Here is a 21,992-nt window from a genome sequence, read left to right on the forward strand (position 1 = left end):
GACGGTTCAGGTAGCCTTTCGCTACGCCATCGCCACCGATGTACAACTCGCCGGTCACGCCCATCGGCACGGGCTGCTGGTTCGCATCCAGCACGTAGACGCGGGTGTTGCCGATAGGACAACCAATCGGGATACCACCCTCGCCCACGTTCTTGATTTCATAAGTGGTGGTAAACGTCGTGGCTTCGGTCGGGCCATAGCCGTTGAGCAGATGTTGCGGTGCGCCATCTTTGAGCACGCGCGCGATTACCGCCGGATCCAATACATCGCCACCCACGATCAGGTAACGCAGTTGCTTGAACACCGGCAGCAGGCCGTCGGCGTACTGGTGGAACAGCCCGGCGGTCATCCACAACACGCTGACCGATTGCTCGGTCAACAGCGCCGCGAACCGCTCCCGGGACAGCAACACATCCTGCTCGACCACCACCACGCAGCCGCCGTTGAGCAACGGCGCCCAGACGTCGAGGGTACTGGCATCGAAGGCCGGGTTCGAGGCGAACGCCACCCGGTCCTGCTGGTTGAAATCGGCGTAGCCGTTGTTGATCACCAAGCGGTTGATCGCCCGATGCGGCACCAGCACGCCCTTCGGCATCCCGGTGGAACCGGAGGTGTACATGATGTACGCAACCGACTCGGCATCCTGGGTCAGGTCCAGGTTATCGGCAAACTCGTCCAGCTCGACGGTATCCAGGTCCACCCGTTGCACACCTTCAGGCACAACCAGCGTGCTCAGGGTCAACACCAGCTGTGCGCCACTGTCCTGGACCATGAATTGCTGGCGCTCGACCGGTGCGTTGATATCCAGCGGCACATAGACGGCAGCACATTTGAGCACGGCCAATTGACTGACCAGCAGGTCGCTCGAACGTGCCAAGCCAATAGCCACGCTGTCGCCCAATTGAGTACCCAGACCGATCAGATGACGGGCCAGGCGGTTGGCCCTGGCATTGAGGTCGCGGTAAGTCAGGCGTTGCTCGTCATGGACCACGGCAATGGCATCGGGATGCGCCTGCACCTGTACTTCGAACAAGTCATTGACGGTCCGGTGCTGCGGATAACGACGGCAAGTGGCGTTGAACCCCATCAACACTTGCCGGCGCTCGACTTGCGGCAGCACCTCCAGACTGTGCAGGCATGTCGTGGGGTTGAACTCCAGGGCCTTGGCCAGGCTGTGCAGGGCGGTTTCCATGTAGGCACAGATCCGCTGCGCGCCCACGCCGTGGCTGGCCAGGACGGTCAAGGCGAAGTCTTCACCCAGGTCATCCACCGACAGGGTCAGCGGATAGTTGGTGCGTGCTTCACCGCCCAGGGTTTCGATGTCCTGCCAGGCCGCCAGGGTGTCCTGTCCGTTGGCTTGTTCGCTGGAGTTACGGTAGTTGAGCAAGGCACTGAACAGCGGCGTCGGCGCGGCCACAGCGCTGCAACGCTGGGCCAGTGCCAATGGGGCATGCTCATGCCCCAACAGGGCGGTCAGTCGACCGTGCACTTCCTTGACGCCGGCCTTGACGTCCCGCTCATCGACACCGACGCGAAGCGGCAGGGTATTGATGAACATGCCCAACGCACGATCGGCCCCTTCGCCGCCCTGCATCCGGCCCATCAGGACCGTGCCGAATACCACATCGCTCCTGCCCGAGACCCGGCCCAGCACCTGCGCCCAGGCCAAGTGGTGCAGGCTCGCCGCGCCCACGCCCGACTGGCGGGCCAGACGCCGCAGGCGACGGCTCAGGTCGCTGTCGAGCAGCTGTGTCGCCGTCTCGATATCGTCACCGTCGCCCTGTACATCGTGCAGGCCAAACGGCAGCGTCGGCTCATCCACATCGCCGAGCATGTCGCTGAAGAAGCCTTCATGTTCTTCACGACTCACCCCCAGGCGGGCCTGAGCCACATAGTTGCGGTACGGCGCGGGGGTGTCCAACTGGTCAGCCTGACCCTGCAGATACGCCAGCATTTCGCGCTGCACCACTTTCATCGCCGCATGATCGAGGGCGATGTGATGGAACAGCAGCATCGCGATCCAGCGCTGGTTGGGCTGATCTTCCGCGAACGCCAGGCGCATCAGCGGGGCCTGGGTCAGGTCAAGGGCATAGTGCCGGGCATTGAAACGACTGTGCAGTTGTTCGCTGACGGCACCGGCCTGTGGATCCGCAACGAACGCCTCCAGCCCCAGACGCGCCTCGCACCAGACCACTTGCTGAGGCTCATCGAGGCCCTCCCAGACGATGGCGGTACGCAGGATGTCGTGGCGATCGATCACCACTTGCAGGGCCTGGACAAACTCATCCAGGCGCGCGCGGTTGTCGAAGGCGAACTGCGACTGCAATACATAGGGGTCGCCCTGTTCGGCAGCCAGATGGTGATAGAGGATGCCTTCCTGCAACGGCGCCAGCGGGTAGATGTCCTGTACGTTGCCCATGCCACCCGGCACTTTCGACGCGATATGGTCGATGGCCTCCTGATCCAGGTGGGTCAGTGTGAGCATGTCGGGGGTGATCCGCGTGCAACCCGGCGGGATACCGTTGTCCGGCACCACGATTTCGCTGCCACTGCCCACCGCTGCCGCCAGCGCCATCAACGTCGGCTGGCCGAACAGCACGCGCACGTCGGCGCTCAAGCCGGCCTGGCGCATCCGCTCGATCAGGCTGACGGCCAGCAGGGAATGACCACCGAGTTCGAAGAAGTGGTCATGACGGCCGACGCGCTCGACCTTGAGCACCTCGGACCAGAGTTGTGCCAGGGCAATCTCTGTTTCGCCTTGCGGGGCTTCGTAACCACGGGTGATCAGTGCATCGTGTTCCGGGGCCGGCAAGGCCTTGCGGTCGAGCTTGCCGTTAGGGGTCAACGGCATGGCATCGAGGCGAACGTAGGCCACGGGGACCATGTATTCCGGTAGCTGCCCTTGCAGATGGCTGCGCAGGGTTTCGATATCCGTTGTGTCGCTCGCCGGCGTGAAGTAGGCCACCAGGCGCTTGTCGCCCGGCACGTCTTCGCGGGCCAGTACCACCGTTTCTTTCACCGCGTCGTGTTGAGCGAGCTTGGCTTCGATCTCGCCCAGTTCGATGCGGAAACCACGGATCTTCACCTGGTCGTCGTTACGGCCCAGGTACTCGATGTTGCCGTCCGGCAGGTAACGGCCGAGGTCGCCGGTCTTGTACATCCGGGCGTTTGGAACAGCACTGAATGGATCTTTCAGGAAGCGTTCGGCGGTGAGGTCATCGCGATTCAGATAACCCCGAGCCACACCGGCACCACCGATATAGATTTCCCCAGGAACACCCAATGGCACCGGCTGTTTGTGCTCATCCAGCAAGTAGAACTGGGTGTTGGCGACCGGTTTGCCAATATGCGCGGCAAACCCGTCTTCGCGAGCCATCGATACCCAACTGGAGTACGTCGTGGTTTCCGAAGGACCATAGAGGTTGCACAGGCGCTTGACTGAAGTCTGTTCAAAGAGCGTTTCCACCAGACTGCGCTTGAGGGCTTCACCGGCCACGTTGACCGTGTCCACGCCCTCGCCCAGCCCACCGGACTCCAACAGCGCCTTGAGCGCCGACGGCACGGTGTTGATCAGGGTGATGTCGTGCTCGCCGTGTTGCAGTTCCAGCACATTAGTGACCACCTCGATGCTACCGCCGCTAGTCAACGGCGCGAAGCACTCGTAGACCGCCAGGTCGAAGTTCAGCGAGGTCGAGAACAGGGTTTTCGACAGGGTTTGCGCATCGAACGACCGATGGGCCCAAGTCAGGAAGTTCACCGTGTTGCGGTGTTCGATCATCACCCCTTTCGGCAAGCCGGTGGAACCGGAGGTATAGATCACGTAAGCCAGATGCGCCGAGGTCAGCTCGGCAATCTCTGGATTCGAGACGGATTCGTCCTGCCAGCGCCCGCTACCGAGGTCGATCACCGGCATCGTTGCATCAGCCAACAACCCAAGGGTCGCAGCCTGGGCCAGCACCACGGCCGGCGCACTGTCCTCCAGCATGTAGGCAATCCGATCCGCCGGATAGGCCGGATCCAGCGGCACATAACCGCCGCCCGCCTTGAGGATCGCCAGCAAGCCCACGACCATGTCGAGGCCACGCTCGACACAGATCGCCACCCGCGAATCCGGCCGCACGCCCTGCCCGCGCAGGTAATGCGCCAAGCGGTTGGCTTGCGCGTTCAGCTCGCGATAGCTCAGGCGTTGCTCACCATGCCGCACCGCCATCGCATCCGGCGTGCGCTGCACCTGCTGCTCGAACACCCCATGAACGGTCTGCTCCAGCGGATACTCGGCATCGGTGGCGTTGAACGCCACCAGCAGTTGCTCACGCTCCGCTGCGGGTAGAATCGGCAGATCGGCCAGCGACGACTCAGGCGCATACTCCAGCGCCCGGGCCAGACTCGCCAGCGCGGTTTCCATATAGGCACAGATCCGCGGCGCGCCGATCCCGCTCACCACCTGGACGGTGAGGCTGAAACCTTCGCCCAGATCGTCCACCGACAACATCAGCGGGTAGTTGGTCCGTTCTTCACCACTGAGCACCTCAATACCGCTCCAGGCAGACGGGGCCTGGTTCGCATCGGTGTGACGGTAGTTGAGCAACGCACTGAACAGCGGCGTCGGTGCCGCCACCCCACTGCAACGCTGCGCCAGCGCCAGGGACGCATGCTCATGCCCCAGCAGCGCGGTCAAGCGGCCATGGGTCGCTCTCACGCCTGCACGGACGGCGGCCTGCCCCAGGTTCACCCGTAGCGGCAAGGTGTTGATGAACATCCCCAGGGCGCGGTCGGCGCCCTCGCCGCCCTGCATCCGGCCCATCAGCACGGTGCCGAACACCACGTCGTCCCGGCCTGATACACGGCCCAGCACCTGCGCCCAGGCCAGGTGGACCAGACTTGCCGCGCTCACACCAAGCCGGCGTGCCTGAATCCTCAGGTCATGACTCAAGCTGCTGGCGAGCGCCAACGTGGCTTCTTCGATCCCCTGTCCTGCGCCTTGCACATCGTGCAGGCCGAACGGCAACGTCGGCTCGTCCACGTCGCCAAGCGTGTCGCGGAAGAAACCTTCGTGCTCCTGCTGGCTGACGCCCAGGCGCGCCTGGGCCACATAGTTGCGATAAGGCATCGCCGCCGCCAACTGCCCGGCCTGTCCGAGCAAGTGCGCCTGCATCTCATGGCGCACCACTTCCAGTGCGGTGTGATCGAGCGCCATGTGATGAAACAACAGGGTCGCTACCCAACGCTGGTGGGTTGCATCCTGAGCAAAGCGGATGCACATCAACGGCGCCTGGCGGATATCCAAGCGGTGGTGCCGCGCATCGAAGCGTGCTTGCAACTGACCGGCGATGTCACCGTCCTCATCCCGCAGCAACACCTGCTCGACGCCGAGCGACGCGTTGCGCCAGACCACTTGCACCGGCTCGTCCAAGCCCTCCCAGGCCATGGCTGTGCGCAGGATGTCGTGGCGATCGATCACGCCTTGCAAGGCCTGGGTGAAATCGTCCAGGCGTTCGCGGCTGTCGAAGGCGAACTGCGCTTGCAGCACGTAGGGGTCACCCTGTTCGGCCGCCAGGTGATGATAGAGGATGCCCTCTTGCAACGGTGCCAGCGGGTAGATGTCCTGCACATTGGCCGCACCGCCCGGTACCGTCGCGACGATACGGTCAATGGCATCCTGGTCCAGCGATACCAGTGGCAGCATGGCCGGGGTGATGTGTTCACAATCCGAAGGAATCAGGTTTGCCGGGACACTCACTTCGCTGCCGCCACCGATGGCCGACGCCAGCGCAGCCAGGGTCGATTGATTGAACAGGATACGCACATCGGCACTCAGGCCGGCCTGACGCATCCGTTCGATCAGGCTGACGGCCAGCAGGGAGTGGCCGCCCAGTTCGAAGAAGTGATCGTGACGACCGATGCGCTCGACCTTGAGCAGGTCCTGCCAGATCTGCGCCAGGGCGGTTTCAACTTCGCCTCGGGGGGCTTCGTAGCCACGGGTGATCAGTGCATCGTGTTCCGGAGCCGGCAAGGCCTTGCGGTCGAGCTTGCCGTTGGGGGTCAACGGCATGGCATCGAGACGCACATAGGCCACAGGCACCATGTATTCCGGCAATTGCCCTTGCAGGTGGCTGCGCAGGGTCTCGATGTCCACCGTTTCTGACTGGGTGAAATAGGCGACCAGACGCTTATCGCCTGGTACGTCCTCGCGGGCCAGCACCACCGCCTCCTTCACGGCCTCGTGCTGGGCGAGCTTGGCTTCGATCTCGCCCAGTTCGATGCGGAAACCACGGATCTTCACCTGATCGTCGTTACGGCCCAGATATTCGATGTTGCCGTCCGGGAGATAACGGCCGAGGTCGCCGGTCTTGTACATCCGGGCATTCGGTTCGCTGCTGAACGGATCCTTGAGGAAACGCTCGGCGGTGAGGTCGTCGCGATTGAGATAGCCACGGGCGACACCGGCACCACCGATGTAGATTTCTCCTGGGACACCCAATGGCACCGGCTGCTTATGCTCATCCAGCAGGTAGAACTGGGTGTTCGCGACTGGCTTGCCGATATGGGCGGCAAAGCCGTCTTCCCGGGCCATGGAGACCCAACTGGAATAGGTCGTGGTTTCCGAAGGACCATAGAGGTTGCACAAGCGCTTGACTGAGGTCTGTTCGAACAGTGCCTCCACCAGACTGCGCTTGAGGGCTTCACCGGCCACGTTGACCGTGTCCACGCCCTCGCCCAGCCCACCGGACTCCAACAGCGCCTTGAGCGCCGACGGCACGGTGTTGATCAGGGTGATGTCGTGCTCGCCGTGCTGCAGTTCCAGCACATTAGTGACCACCTCGATGCTGCCGCCGCTAGTCAACGGTGCAAAGCACTCGTAAACCGCCAGGTCGAAGTTCAGCGAGGTCGAGAACAGGGTTCTGGACAGGGTTTTCGCATCGAACGAACGATGGGCCCAGGTGAGGAAGTTCACCGTGTTGCGGTGTTCGATCATTACGCCTTTCGGCAAACCGGTGGAACCTGAGGTGTAGATCACATAGGCCAGATGCGACGAGGTCAGCCCTGCAATCTCTGGATTCGAGACGGATTCGTCCTGCCAGCGCCCGCTACCGAGATCGATCACCGGCATCGTTGCATCAGCCAACAACCCAAGGGTCGCAGCCTGGGCCAGCACCACGGCCGGCGCGCTGTCCTCCAGCATGTAGGCAATCCGATCCGCCGGATAGGCCGGATCCAGCGGCACATAACCGCCTCCCGCCTTGAGGATCGCCAGCAAGCCCACGACCATGTCGAGGCCACGCTCGACACAGATCGCCACCCGCGAATCCGGCTGTACGCCCTGCCTGCGCAGATAATGCGCCAAGCGATTGGCCTGCTCGTTCAGCTCTCGGTAGTTCAGGCGCTGCTCGCCATGCAGCACCGCCAGCGCTTCCGGCGTACGCTGCACCTGCTCTTCGAACAACCCATGGACGGTCTGCTCCAGCGGATACTCGGCGTCGGTGGCGTTGAACGCCACCAGCAGTTGCTCACGCTCCGCTGCGGGCAGAATCGGCAGATCGGCCAGCGACGACTCAGGCGCACACTCCAGCACCTGGGCCAGACTCGCCAGCGCGGCCTCCATATAGGCAGCGACTCGCCGCGCACCGACGCCACTCACCGCCTGGACGGTGAGGCTGAAGCCTTCGCCCAGATCGTCCACCGACAGCGCCAACGGATAGTTGGTGCGCTCCTCGCCACCCAGCGCCTCAATGCCTTGCCAGCCAGAGGACGGTTGCAGTGCGAGGGGCTCAGCCATCGAATGACGATAGTTGAGCAAAGCACTGAACAATGGCGTCGGTGCAACCACGCTGCTGCAACGCTGGGCCAATGCCAGGGAAGCGTGCTCATGCCCCAGCAATCCGGTCAGCCGCGCATGCGTCGCCAATACACCATCGCGCACGCTCTGCGCCCCCACCTGCACGCCCAGCGGCAAGGTATTGATGAACATCCCCAGCGCGCGGTCGGCGCCCTCGCCCCTTGCATCCGGCCCATCAATACGGTGCCGAACACCACGTCTTCGCGACCCGATACCCGGCCCAGCACCAGGGCCCAGGCCAAGTGATGCAGACTTGCCGCGCTCACGCCCAACCGACGGGCCTGGCCGCGCAAACGACGGCTAAGATCGATGGCAACCTCTTGCCTGGCCTCCTCGACCTCGCTGCCGTCGCCACGGACATCCTGCAACCCGAACGGCAAGGTGGGTTCATCGATGGCACCCAGCATGTCGTGAAAGAACGCTTCGTGTTCTTCACGGCTCACACCCAGGCGGGCCTGGGCCACATAGTTGCGGTACGGCACCGCGTCGCCCAATTGGTCAGCCTGGCCCGACAAGTGTGCCTGCATTTCGTGGCGCACCACTTCCAGTGCGGTGTGATCGAGCGCCATGTGATGAAACAACAGGGTCGCCACCCAGCGCCGGTTAGCCCCGTCCTGGGCAAACCTGATGCGCATCAGTGGAGCCTGGCGGATATCCAGGTGCTGCCGGGTGTTCAACTGAACGGCAACGTCGCCGTCCTCAGACAGCAGCTCCACCTGTTCAATGCCCAGCGAGGCCTCGCGCCAGACCACTTGCACCGGCTCGTCCAAGCCCTCCCAGGCCATGGCCGTGCGCAGGATGTCGTGGCGATCGATCACGCCTTGCAAGGCCTGGGTGAAATCGTCCAGGCGTTCGCGGCTGTCGAAGGCGAACTGCGCTTGCAGCACGTAGGGGTCACCCTGTTCGGCCGCCAGGTGATGATAGAGGATGCCCTCTTGCAACGGTGCCAGCGGGTAGATGTCCTGCACATTGGCCGCGCCGCCCGGCACGGTCGCGATGATGCGGTCGATGGCGTCCTGGGACAACGTCACCAACGGCAGCATGTCGGGGGTAATGCGTTGGCAATCCGGCGCAATCAGGTTGGCCGGAACTTTTACCTCATTGCCGCCATCGTTGCCGACAGCCACCGCCAGCGCGGCCAGGGTCGGTTGGCTGAACAACACGCGCACATCGGCACTCAGGCCGACCTGGCGCATCCGCTCGATCAGGCTGACGGCCAACAGCGAGTGGCCGCCGAGTTCGAAGAAGTGATCGTGACGACCCACTTGTTGCAGACCTAGCAGGTCCTGCCAGATCTGCGCCAGGACGGTTTCGGTCTCGCCTCGGGGGGCTTCGTAACCACGGGTGATCAGTGCATCGTGTTCCGGGGCCGGCAAGGCCTTGCGGTCGAGCTTGCCGTTAGGGGTCAACGGCATGGCATCGAGGCGAACGTAGGCCACGGGGACCATGTATTCCGGTAGCTGCCCTTGCAGATGGCTGCGCAGGGTTTCGATGTCCGCTGTGTCGTTCGCCGGCGTGAAGTAGGCCACCAGGCGCTTGTCGCCCGGCACGTCTTCACGGGCCAGTACCACCGCTTCTTTCACCGCGTCGTGTCGAGCGAGCTTGGCTTCGATCTCGCCCAGTTCGATGCGGAAACCACGGATCTTCACCTGGTCGTCGTTGCGGCCCAGGTATTCGATGTTGCCGTCCGGCAGGTAGCGGCCCAGGTCGCCGGTCTTGTACATCCGGGCGTTGGGCGTGGCGCTGAACGGATCCGTGAGGAAACGCTCGGCCGTCAGGTCATCGCGGTTCAGGTAACCCGCGCGACACCGGCACCACCGATGTAGATCTCACCCGGTACGCCCAGCGGGACCGGTTGCTTGTGCTCATCCAGCAGATAGAACTGGGTGTTCGCGACTGGCTTGCCGATATGGGCGGCAAAGCCGTCTTCCCGGGCCATGGAGACCCAACTGGAATAGGTCGTGGTTTCCGAAGGACCATAGAGGTTGCACAAGCGCTTGACTGAGGTCTGTTCGAACAGTGCCTCCACCAGACTGCGCTTGAGGGCTTCACCGGCCACGTTCACCGTATCCACGCCCTCGCCCAGCCCACCGGATTCCAGCAACGCCTTGAGCGCCGACGGTACGGTGTTGATCAGGGTGATGTCGTGCTCGCCGTGTTGCAGTTCCAGCACATTAGTGACCACTTCGATGCTGCCGCCCGACGTCAGTGGCGCAAAGCATTCGTAGACTGCCAGGTCGAAGTTCAGCGAAGTCGAGAAGAGCGTCTTCGACAAGGTTTGGGCATCGAACGAACGATGGGCCCAGGTGAGGAAGTTCAACGTGTTGCGGTGTTCAATCATCACGCCCTTGGGCAACCCGGTCGAACCCGAGGTGTAGATCACGTAAGCCAAGTGCGATGAGGTCAGTTCAGTGACTTCAGGATTCTGGACGGATTCGTCCTGCCAGCGCCCACTACCGAGGTCGATCACCGGCATCGAAGCACCGGCCAACAAACCAACCGTTGCCGATTGGGCCAGCACCACCGCCGGCGCGCTGTCCTCCAGCATGTAGGCAATCCGATCTGCCGGATAGGCCGGATCAAGTGGCACGTAACCGCCACCCGCCTTGAGGATCGCCAGCAAGCCCACGACCATGTCGAGGCCACGTTCGACGCAGATCGCCACCCGCGAATCCGGCTGTACGCCCTGCCCGCGCAGATAATGCGCCAAACGATTGGCTTGCTCGTTCAGCTCGCGATAGCTCAGGCGTTGCTCGCCATGCCGCACCGCCAGCGCATCCGGCGTGCGCTGCACCTGATCCTCGAACAACCCATGAACGGTCTGTTCCAGCGGATACTCGGCATCGGTGGCGTTGAAGTCCTGCAGCACCTGCCTGCGCTCGTTTTCAGACAGGATTTCCAGATCGTTGATCGCGGATTCAGGCGCACACTCCAGTGCCTCCACCAGGCTCGCCAGGGCCGTCTGCATATAGGCACCGACCTGACGCGCATCAACCCCACCGGCCGTCTGCACGCTCAGCAGGAAGCCTTCGCCCTGATCGTCCACCGACAACATGCATGGATAGTTGGTCCGCTCCATGACCTCCAACACCTGCGTACCCGCCCAGCGGTCGACACTGTCGCCGTCCTGGAGCGGGCTGTGCCGATAGTTCAGCAACGCACTGAACAGCGGTAGCGAAGCCGGCACGCCACTGCAACGCTGGGCCAAGGCCAGCGAGGCGTGTTCGTGGCCCAACAGGGCCGTCAGGCGGGCGTGGGTCGCCTTGACCCCGGCACGCACGTCCTGCCCGCCCACGTTGACCCGCAACGGCAGGGTATTGATGAACATGCCCAGGGCGCGGTCCGCGCCCTCGCCGCTCTGCATGCGCCCCAGCAGTACGGTGCCGAAGACCACGTCCTCGCGACCGGACACACGCCCCAGTACCCTTGCCCACGCCAGGTGATGCAAGGCTGCCGCGCTCACGCCCAGTTGGCGCGCCTGCTGCCGCAGACGCCGGCAAAGATCTGGATCGAGGTTCAGTTTGACCTCTTCGATACCCCGGCCATCCCCCTGGACTTCCCGCAGTCCGAACGGCAGCGTCGGCTCGTCGACATCAGCGAGCATGTCGCGGAAGAAGCGCTCATGCTGCTCACGCGGCACGCCCAACAGCGTTTGCGCCACGTAATTACGGTAAGGCATGGCCGCTTCCAGGCGGTCGCCCTCGCCATTGAGGAACGCCAGCATTTCCTCCTGCATCACGTCCAGGGCGGTATGGTCCAGGGCGATGTGGTGGAACAGCAGAACCGCGACCCAGCGCTGGTGCACACTGTCCCAGGCGCAGGCCAGGCGCATCAATGGCGCCTTGTCGAGGTCCAGCCGGCAATGGCGCGGATCGAACAACCCTTGCAACTGCGCCGCGATATCGCCCCTGGCCGGATCGAGGGCCTGCTCTTCGAGCGTCAACCGGCTCTGGCGCAGAACCACCTGCAACGGCGCCTCAAGACCTTCGCGCAGCAGCGCGGTCCGGAGGATATCGTGCCGGTCGATTACGGCCTGCAAGGCAGTGACGAAGCCGTCGAGTTGAGCACGGCTGTCCATGGCGAAGGTGGCTTGCAGCAGGTAGGGGTCGCCTTCTTCGGCGGCGATATGGTGATAGAGAATGCCTTCCTGCAACGGCGCCAGCGGGTAGATGTCCTGGACATTGCCGACACCGCCCGGTACACCGGCGACGATCCGATCGAGGGTAGCCTGGTCCAGCGTCACCAGCGGCAGCATCGACGGAGTGATCCGTTCGCACCCCGCAGCAATGCCGTTGGCCGGCACGCTCACCTCGGTACGACCGCCCACTGCCGCCGCCAGGGCAGCCAAGGTAGGTTGACCGAACAGCACCCGCACATCGGCGCTCAGCCCAGCCTTGCGCATCAGTTCGATCAGTTTTACCGCCAGCAGCGAATGGCCGCCCAGTTCGAAGAAATGATCGTGTCGCCCCACCTGCCCGACACCGAGCACGTCAGCCCACAACCCTGCCAGCGTGGTTTCCACCTCGCCCAGTGGCGCTTCATAGGCACGGCTGGCGAAGGCGTCCGCTTCCGGGGCCGGCAGCGCGCGGCGGTCGAGTTTGCCGTTGGGCGACAAGGGCAGTTTGTCCAGGCGCACGTAGGCCGCCGGAACCATGTAGTCCGGCAGCAGCGCCTGCAAGTGCGCGCGCAGTGCATCGGCCTCCGGCGCCGCATCCGCCACCTGGGCGGTGATGTAGGCCACCAGGCGTTTCTCGCCGGGTTGGTCTTCACGGGCGACAACAACCGCCTCCTTGACTTCGCCGTGTTGGCAGAGCCGGGACTCGATCTCACCCAGCTCGACACGGAAGCCACGGATTTTGATCTGATCGTCGTTGCGTCCCAGGTACTCGATATGACCATCGGGCAAGTAGCGGCCCAGGTCACCGGTCTTGTACAGGCGAGCCTGTTTATCGGCCGCGAACGGATCGCGGACGAAGCGCTCGGCAGTCAAGTCATCGCGGTTCAGGTAGCCACGGGCAACACAGATGCCGCCGATGTGAATCTCGCCGGCCACACCGACCGGAACCGGTTGCTGCTGTGCGTCCAACAGATAGACACGGGTGTTGGCCACCGGTTGCCCGATGGCCGGCAGCGTCGGCCAGGCGGCGACATCGTCCGGCAACGTCAGGGCGGTGGCGACGTGGGACTCGGTCGGCCCATAGTGGTTGTGCAAGCGGCAGCCGTCCAGGCGCTCGAACAATGCACGGATCTGTGGCGTGATGCGCAACTGTTCGCCGGCGGTGATCACGTCTTTCAAGTCGCAGGTCAGCGGCGTGCCTTCACGCTCGCCGGCAACCGCTTCGGCCAGGGCCTGCAGGGCGATGCACGGCAGGTACAGGCGTTCGATGCGCTGTTGGCAGATGTGTTCGAACAGGCGGTGGAAATTCAGGCGGATGTCGGCATGGATCAGCGACAGCTCGCCGCCGGCACACAAGGTGCTGAAGACTTCCTGGAACGCCACGTCGAAGCCGAGCGCGGCAAACTGCAAGGTGCGCGCAGCGGCCCGTCCCTGCTGCGCGGCTTGGTCGATCTGCCACTGCATCAGGTTGACCAGGGCGCGGTGCGGCATCGCCACGCCCTTGGGCTGGCCGGTGGAGCCCGAGGTGTAGATGACATACGCCAGGCTGTCGGGGTTGAGGCCGATCACCTGTGCGTCCGGGTTGGTGGACGGCTGGCGGTCGATGCCGGCGGCGTCGCGGTCCTCACCGTCGAGCAGCAAGGCTGACACGCCCGCCGTGGGGAAGCGCTCTTGCAGGCTGCGCTGGGTCAGCAGCACCTTCGGTGCGCTGTCCTCCAGCATGTAGACCAGGCGCTCGGCCGGGTAAGCAGGATCCAGCGGCACATAGCCCGCCCCGGCCTTGAGGATACCCACCAGCCCCGCGACCATTTCCAGGCTGCGCTCCACGCAGATCGCCACCCGGTCGTCGGCACGGACACCCAACTCGATCAAGCGATGGGCGATCTGGTTGGACAGCCGATTCAATTCGTCGTAGCTCAGGCGCTGCCCCTGATACGTCAGCGCAACGGCTTCCGGATCAGCCTCGGCATGGGCCTCGAACAGTTGATGGAGCAGCAACCCCGACGGGTACTCCGCATCGAAGGCGTTGAAATCGTGCAACAACTGCTGGCGTTCGTTGGCGGGGACAAAGGCCAGCGTGTGCAGCGGGGTGTTGCCATCCTGGTCGAGGGCATCGGCCAATGCTTCGAGCACGGTGTGCACGTAGCCGCAAACCCGCTGCGCACCGATCCCGGCCACGGCTTGCACGGTCAGTCCAAACGAATCACCGAGATCATCCACCGACAGCGACAGCGGGTAGTTGGTCCGTTCTTCGCCGCCGAGAATTTCCGCTCCGGCCCAGATTCTGGCCTGGCCCGCATCCTCGCTCGCCTGTGCCGCCACGGCGGTCTGCCGATAGTTCATCAGCGCACTGAACAGCGGCGCCGGCGCCGCAACACCACTGCACCGTTGTGCCAACGACAACGGCGCATGTTCGTGGCCCAGCAGCGCCGCCAGGCGGCCGTGGGTCGCCTGCAGCGCGGCCAACACACCCTGGTTCCCCGCCTCGACCCGCAACGGCAGGGTGTTGACGAACATGCCCAAGGCATGTCCGGCCTCCTGTCCGCTGTGTAACCGGCCCATCAATACGGTGCCGAATACCACGTCCTGACGGCTGGACAAGCGCCCCACCACCTGGCCCCAGGCCAAGTGGTGCAGGCTGGCAGTGCTCACCCCAGGCGCCGGGCCTGGGCACGCAGACGCCGGGCCAGCCCGACCTCCAGCGCCAGCGTCGCCTCTTCGATGCCGCTGCCGTCGCCCTGCACATCCTGCAGGCCGAACGGCAGGGTCGGCTCGTCCACGTCGCCGAGCATCTCGCTGAAGAACGCCTCATGTTGCTCGGGATGATTGTCCAGGCGGACCTGAGCCACGTAGTTGCGGTAAGGCACCGACACCGGCAGCTCCGTCGCACGACCTTGCAGGTACGCATCGATTTCCTTGCCCAGCATGCCGAGGGAGGTCGCGTCATCAATCAGGTGATGGAACAGCAACACCGCCACCCAGCTGCCGCTGACGGCATCTTCGGCAAAATGAATACGCATCATCGGCGCCTGGCGCAGATCGAAGCGGGTATGGCGCGGATCGAAACGGACCTGCAACTGGTCGGCGATGTCGCCTTCGGCCGGGTCCAGGACCAGCTCTTCGACCCTCAGGCGCGCCTCGCGCCAAACCACCTGTATCGGTTCGCCGAGCCCTTCCCACGCCACCGAGGTGCGCAGGATGTCGTGCCGGGCGATGACCGCCTGCAAGGCTTGCGCGAACGCGTCCAGCTGCTGGCGGGTGCCGAAGCGCAACAGGGCCTGCAACAGGTACGGGTCACCTTCGCTGGTCGCCAGGTGGTGATAGAGAATGCCTTCCTGCAACGGCACCAGGCCGTAGATATCCTGCACATTGTCCACGCCGCCCGGCACGGTTGCGACAATACGATCGATTTCGTCCTGGGTCAGGGTCGCCAGGGGCAGCATGTCTGGGGTGATGCGCTCGACGTCGCGGGGAATCCGGTTCTCCGGCACCCGCACGCCGCCGCTGTTACTGGTCGCAGCAGCCAGGGTCTCCAGCGTCGGCTGGCCGAACAACACGCCCACGTCGGCGTTCAGGTCCAACTGGCGCATGCGTTCGATCAGCTTGACCGCCAGCAGCGAGTGGCCGCCCAGTTCGAAGAAACGGTCATGACGACCCACCTGCTCGACGCCAAGCAGCTCGGCCCACAGCGCAGCCAGGGTGATTTCCACATGGCCCACCGGCGCTTCATAGCTGCGTCGGGCAAACGCCTGCGAATCGGGTGCCGGCAGCGCCTTGCGGTCGAGCTTGCCGTTGGTGGTCAGCGGGAAGGCTTCGAGCATCACGAAGGCGCTCGGCACCATGTAGTCCGCCAGCGAGCCCAGCAGCTCACTGCGCAACTCGCCAGCAGACACGCGGGCGCCGTCTTCGGCAAGCACATAGGCCACCAGGCGCTTGTCCCCCGGCTCGTCTTCCCGGGCGATCACCACGGCCTCGCGCACTTTCGTGCAGGCCGCCAGCCTCGCTTCGATTTCACCCAGTTCGATACGGAAGCCGCGAATTTTCACCTGCTCATCGTTGCGCCCCAGGTATTGCAGTTCACCGTTGTGCAGCCAACGACCAAGGTCGCCGGTGCGGTACATCCGCGCGTTCGCATCGGTGTCGAACGGATCGGGCAGGAACCGCGTTTCATTGAGCTCCGGCCGGTTCAGGTAGCCTCGCGCCACACCGGCGCCCCCTACGTACAACTCGCCCTCCACGCCCTTGGGCACCGGCTTGCCATACTTGTCCAGCAAGTACAGGCGCAAATCGGGAATCCGCTTGCCGATCGGGCTGACACCGATCAACTGGGCATCGGCCGCTTGCAACGCACGATAGGTCACATGCACCGTGGTTTCGGTGATGCCGTACATGTTCACCAGTTGCGTGCCGGCATTGGTTGCCCGGGCGTACCACGGCTTGAGGATGCCGGTTTCCAAGGCCTCGCCACCGAAGATCACCTGGCGCAGGCTGTGGTTCAGGTCACTTTCACCCTGGGCCGCGATCAACTGGCGGAACGCGCTCGGCGTCTGGTTCAACACCGTGACACCGGCCTCGCACAACAGCGCATAGCAGTCCTGCGGCGAACGGCTGACCAACTGCGGCACTACCAGCAGACGACCGCCGTGGGTCAGCGCGCCCCAGATTTCCCAGACCGAGAAGTCGAAGGCGAAGGAATGGAACAGCGCCCAGACATCCTGCGGGCCGAAATCGAACCACGGTTGCGTGGCCGAGAACAGCCGCGCAACGTTGCGGTGCTCGACCATCACCCCTTTGGGCAAGCCGGTCGAGCCCGAGGTGTAGATCACGTAGGCCAGGTGATGGGATGCCAGGGTGCCGATATTCGGATCATGCCGTGGTTGCTCGGCAAAACCTGCGGCTTCTGGCTGATCGAGCAGCAGCACCGGGACAGCCGGCGCAGGCACTCGGTCTTGCAACGCAGCTTGGGTCAGCAACGCCACCGGCGAGCTGTCCTCGAGCATGAAGGCCAGACGGTCCAGGGGATAGGCCGGATCCAGCGGCACATAGCCGGCACCGGACTTCAGGATGCCCAGCAGGCCGATGATCATGTCCAGGCCACGCTCGACGCAGATTGCAACCCGGTCATCCGGGAACACACCCAGGGCCAGCAGCCGATGGGCGACCTGGTTCGCCCGGGTATTCAGTTCGCCGTAGGTCAGGCTCTGGCCTTCATGGACCACCGCCACCGCGCCAGGCCGCGCGGCGGCCCGCGCTTCGAACAGACCATGGATCGTGCGGTCGTGCTCATACCGCTGCGCATCGCTCGTGTTCCAGACCTGGAGCAGACGGGCCTCAGCCGGTGTCGGCAGGACAAAGTCCTGGATCGGCAGCGTATCGTCACTCAGTCCTTGCTCCAGCACGTGGACGAAGCGCTCGGCCATTGCCTCGATTTCGTCGGCCTGCAGGAATGCCTGGTTGTAGATCCAGTGCACCCAGGCATTTTTTTCGTTGGGGTTGGTCCGGAAATGAATCGCCAGGGGCATCTGCTCCTGACCGTTGGAACTCTTCACCGAGTAGGCCGTGGCGTCGCCGAACCGGTATAGATAGTTCTCTTCCTCGTAGGAGAACGACACATCGAACAGCTGGGCACGATTGTCACGCCGCAGCTCCAAGGAGCGGTGAATGTCGCTTAACGGAAACCGCTGATAGCGATAGTCCTGCTTGAGCGCGCGCGCCACTTCTTGGATCAACTCGCCGAACGACAGGTCATCGGCGAATCTCAAGCGCATGGCACTGACCTGGGTGAACAACCCCACGGTTTGCTTGAAGGTCGGATTGGAGCGATTGAGGATCGGCAGGCCCACCACCAACTCGTCGCGCTGGGTGGTGCGGACAAAGTACACGTACAGCGTCGCCAGCAGCACCGGGAAACGCGAGACCTGATGGGTCAGCGCCAGGGCGTCGATCCGCTCGTTCAGCGTCTGTGGGAAAGACGTCATGGCATGAGCGCTGGGCACCACGGGCTCGACAAAGCGATCACGGTAACGGGCAGTGAACAATGGATCCGGCACATCCCGGTATTTATCGAGCCAGTAGGCCTGGTCCCGCTGGAAACGGTCCGATTCGTGGTAACGGGCGTCATCCTCGATGAACCCTGCATAGGATGGAGCCGACAGGTCAGGTTCGCGGTTTTCTTCCAGCGCGTTGTACAGGTCACTGAGGGACGCGAGCATCAGGTTGATGCCCCAGCCGTCCTGGATAATGTGGTGCAGGTTGACGACGAAATAGAACGAAGCGTCATCGAGCTTGATCAGGTAGAAGCGGAACAGCGGCCCCTTATCGAGCTCAAATGCCACTTCCAGCCCCTGTTGTACCCAGGTCTGGGCCGCAGTCTGCGGTTCGGGGCGATTGGAGAAATCGATCAGCGGGACCCGCACCTCCAGCGACTCCACCAGGGTCTGCATGGGCACGCCGTCGCCACCGACGTCGCAGTGCAGGACCGTGCGCAAGGCATCGTGCTTGCGGACCAACAGCTCGACGGCCTGCTGGATACGTTCAGGGTCGACAGCACCCCGGATGTGAAGGTAGCCGCCCATGGTGTACAGGGGTGAATCGCCCTTGGTCATCTGGTCCAGCCAGATGTCCCGCTGGGACGCCGTCAGCGGATAGGTCGCAGCAAGCTCCAGGGGCTGGTTCATACGCGGCCTCCTGTCACTTGCACTCCGGCAGGCTCTGGATGACGGCTGGCCGAAAGGCCCGTTGCGACAACAACGCCCACAGCAAAGAAAAATGTCATACGTTCCTTCTCAGATATTTGTCAGTGCTGCCCGGGGCAAACGCAACAGGGCACGCCTGGAGTTGATGATGCAGATCCGCGCAGACAGCCAGCGCCACCCGGCAGGAGGTTCACTGCTGTCGGGTGGGTTCGATGTCAGGCGTCTTTCATGGGTTGGCGGAGATGTTGTCGCGACAACATCGCCAGCCGGACGGTGCAGTCAGAACAGCCATTCAGGCGCGCTTGTCGCGAATGGCGCAGTTGATATCGGAGGCAATGTGCCCGTCCGCCAGCTTGATGATCCGGTCGGCCAACTGGAAGTACTGGTCGTCATGGGTAATGATCAGCACCGTCTTGCCGCGCCGCTTGAGGTCGGGCAGCAACTCTTCGTAGAAGAATTTCTTGAACGGCGGATCCTGGTCGGCCGCCCATTCATCGAGCACGTACACCGGCCGGTCTTCCATGTAGGCGCATACCAGGGCCAGGCGTTTCTGCTGTCCGTAGGACAACGCCTTGAGGGTCGAATAACCCAGCCCTTCGATCTTGATCTTGTCGGCCAACCCGAGGGTTTCCAGGTATTTGCTCGCCAGATCCGGGTTGCCATCCTCTTCGTCGGGGCCGATGAGGCGATTGAACAGATGAAAGTCCGAGAACACTGCGGAAAACAGATCACGGTATTCACTGCGGCTCTCGTCAGTGATCGCCACGCCGTCGAGCAGCACCTCGCCGCTTTGCGGGATGTAGAGCCCGCACAACACCTTGGCCAGGGTGCTTTTGCCGCAACCGTTGCCGCCAACGATGTAGATCAGTTCACCCGCCTGTACCGTCAGGTCGATGGGTCCCAGGGAGAAACCGCTTCCGGCATGCGGGTCCTGGTAATGCATCCGCACGCCCTTCAACTCGATGCTGTCCCAGGTCTTCTTGTGCTCGAGCAGATGCACCTTCGGCGCTTCGACTGCTACGGGTTCGGGATGCGGATCATTGATCGCGAAACCGAACTCCGCCAGCCGGGTACAGGCGACCCGGCCCGCCGCCAGCACCGGCATCGCCCCCACCAACAGCGACAGCGGCCCCATGATGTAGAGCACCGCCAGCACACTGGCGGTCATCACCTTGGGATCGACCGTGCTGACCAGCGGCGCGGCGAACAACAGGCAACCAATCAGCAACGACAGGGTGAACTGGCCCACGTTGTCGGCGGCGGTGTACCACAGGCGCTCGACGAAGTTGTAGCGCGCCACCCGGGTCGAAGACGCCTCGATAGCGGAGCGGCCAAACCAGCGACGACGGATGCCGTTGAGCTTGAGTTCCTTGAGGCCGAACACCAGGGCGTGAGTGTATTCGTTGAACGCGGTGAACTCGTCCCGAACCCGATTGGTGGACCTAACGCCGCTGGCGAAGAAGAACAGGTACAAGCCCACGCCCAGGATCATCAGCGAAACCGTCAAGGCCAGGACCACCCATGACAGGTACGCCAGGTAAGCGATACCGAACAAGAACACCGTCGCTTCCACCAGCACCGTGGGCATGACGATCAGCGTCGTGTTCAATTGCGGGATGTCGTTGGTCAGCATGGTCAGTACGTTGGGCGGGCCGCGCCGGTCCACCTCTTCCAGCGGCGTGGCGAGGATCTTGCGACACAGGGCGATGCGCAACCGGGTCATGATCCGCATGCTGGCGTAGGCCGGGAACAGCGCAGCACCGTTGCGCAGGATCAGCGCTATGGCACTGAGCCCGACGAACCAGTACAGCGCCTGCATGCGATCGCCATCATTGTGGATCGCCTGGTTGATCACACTCACCACCGCGATGGATGCGACCCCGCTGATGACACCACAAATCAAGGTGAAAAACGTCAGCCAGGGGTGGTTGCGCCACAGCAGGCGCATGACCGACCCCGGCTTGGGTTTCTTCTCTTTCTGGTTTTTCATGGGTTGCTATCCTCGAATGAACTCGCGATATGGCTCAGGCCGGCTGCCAGACGTCGCCCCGGGCGGTCATCTCGCCCATCGCCACGACAATGAGGCGCGGCTCCTCGTAAGGATCACGGGCATGGGCGGCCAGCATGTTGTCGAGCATGACCACGTCGCCCTTGCGCCAGTCGAACCTGACGGCGCAGGCCTCATAGGCGTCGCCGACCAGGGTCATGACCTCGTCTTCAATCGGTGTTCCATCGCCGTAGCTGACCATGCGCGGCAAACGGTCCGCGCCGAACATGTCGAGCAGGTCTTCGCGCATTTCCTCGCCGAGGCAGAACGGATGGTGCAGCTGCACCTGGTTGAAGAACGCCGCCTCGCCGGTTTGCGGATGCCGGATCACCGCCGGGCAGAGGGTGCGCACTTGCAGGCTGTCGCCGTCGAGCCATTCGAAATCGGTGCCCTGCTCCTGGCAACGCCGTTCGACTTCGCCGCGGTCGGTGGTGCCGAAGAACGACTCCCAGCTCGGTTCGACGCCAGCGGTAAAGGTGCGGCTGTACATCAGCCCTTTTTGGGCGAAGCGAGCCACCACGTCTTCGGGCAGGTGCCGTAGCACTTGTCGGATGTCCGCCAGCGGCGTCGCACCACCAACCCGGGAAGGCTGTTCGCAATAGAACCACTGCTTGCGTGGCCAGCTTTCCAGGTGCGAGCTCTCGTTGTGGTAGAGGATCATTTCCCGTTCGGGATAGGGCGTGGAGCGGTAGACGTTACGTCCGCCCTCCTTCTTCGGCAGGTCGCCGTAGCTGCCGTGCAACCCAGGAGACAAGGCTTCGGCAAACGCTTCGAAGGCCGGCACCGAGGCGAGCTCGAAACCACGAAACAGCACCGCGCCATGGCGACACAGCAAGGCCTCGATGGCCTCGCGATGGGTGCCGGCCCATTCCGATGGATCCAGGCCAGGGGCGATCGCCTCGATCACCACGGGCAGGCTCAGGCCGTCGGCGAGCAGCGACAATCGGACCTGCCCATCGACTGGCTGACCGGGCCAGGAAAGCGAATCCGCCGTCCCGTCATCGCTCATCACGGGCGAAGCGTTAGTTTGAAGACTCATGAATAACTCCTGAACCACGGATCCTCGGATCCACGTCGTACGGGGCAAAACCAATGCGCCCCACTGTCGGGCAAGGATAAAAACACTGATCCACGGTGATGTCTGGCACCGCAAACCGGGACAGACCCGACACCCCCGGTTACACCACCGGTGTCGACGCTCATCCCAAAGCGGCTTGTCCCCATTTCCCGCGACAGACGCCGGCATGAGTCGGTGCTGAAATGCGGCAGCTGCGAATCGCACAGGCGCATTAAACG

4 protein-coding genes and 1 pseudogene (1 of these 5 only partly in view) are annotated in these 21,992 nt (G+C 63.4%); all 5 read right to left on the reverse strand.

The annotated features are described in order from the left end of the window. Window positions 1–7,969, reverse strand: the 5' end (the start) of a protein-coding gene (locus PCOSP_RS17215) for an amino acid adenylation domain-containing protein (protein WP_464709130.1). The gene continues 10,418 nt to the left of window position 1, outside the view; only the first 7,969 of its 18,387 coding nucleotides appear in the window; the start codon lies at window positions 7,967–7,969; the stop codon falls past the left edge of the window. Continuing rightward, complete coding sequence (locus PCOSP_RS17220) at window positions 7,885–8,880, reverse strand: condensation domain-containing protein (protein WP_464711958.1); 996 nt, start codon at window positions 8,878–8,880, stop codon at window positions 7,885–7,887. The genes PCOSP_RS17215 and PCOSP_RS17220 overlap by 85 nt, the downstream gene beginning before the upstream one ends. 75 nt (window positions 8,881–8,955) lie before the next feature. After that, window positions 8,956–18,631, reverse strand: a pseudogene (locus PCOSP_RS17225) (non-ribosomal peptide synthetase); the annotation flags it as partial. Window positions 18,632–18,941: 310 nt separating this feature from the next. Continuing rightward, entirely contained in the window at window positions 18,942–20,639 is a 1,698-nt protein-coding gene (locus PCOSP_RS17230) for a cyclic peptide export ABC transporter (RefSeq protein WP_139650322.1), read from the reverse strand. A gap of 34 nt (window positions 20,640–20,673) precedes the next feature. Beyond that, window positions 20,674–21,735 carry a TauD/TfdA family dioxygenase gene (locus tag PCOSP_RS17235; protein ID WP_139650323.1) on the reverse strand — a complete coding sequence of 354 codons (1,062 nt, stop codon included), beginning with the start codon at window positions 21,733–21,735 and terminating at the stop codon, window positions 20,674–20,676. Between the last annotated feature and the right edge of the window lie 257 nt (window positions 21,736–21,992).

This window comes from Pseudomonas sp. MAFF 730105, from assembly GCF_055380705.1.

What these genes read in the sequence shown, in the direction of transcription:
- PCOSP_RS17230 (WP_139650322.1), bottom strand. Translation starts at nt 20,639, where the DNA reads ATGAAAAACCAGAAAGAGAAGAAACCCAAGCCGGGGTCGGTCATGCGC.
- PCOSP_RS17235 (WP_139650323.1), bottom strand. Translation starts at nt 21,735, where the DNA reads ATGAGTCTTCAAACTAACGCTTCGCCCGTGATGAGCGATGACGGGACG.
- PCOSP_RS17220 (WP_464711958.1), bottom strand. Translation starts at nt 8,880, where the DNA reads ATGCTGCCGTTGGTGACGTTGTCCCAGGACGCCATCGACCGCATCATC.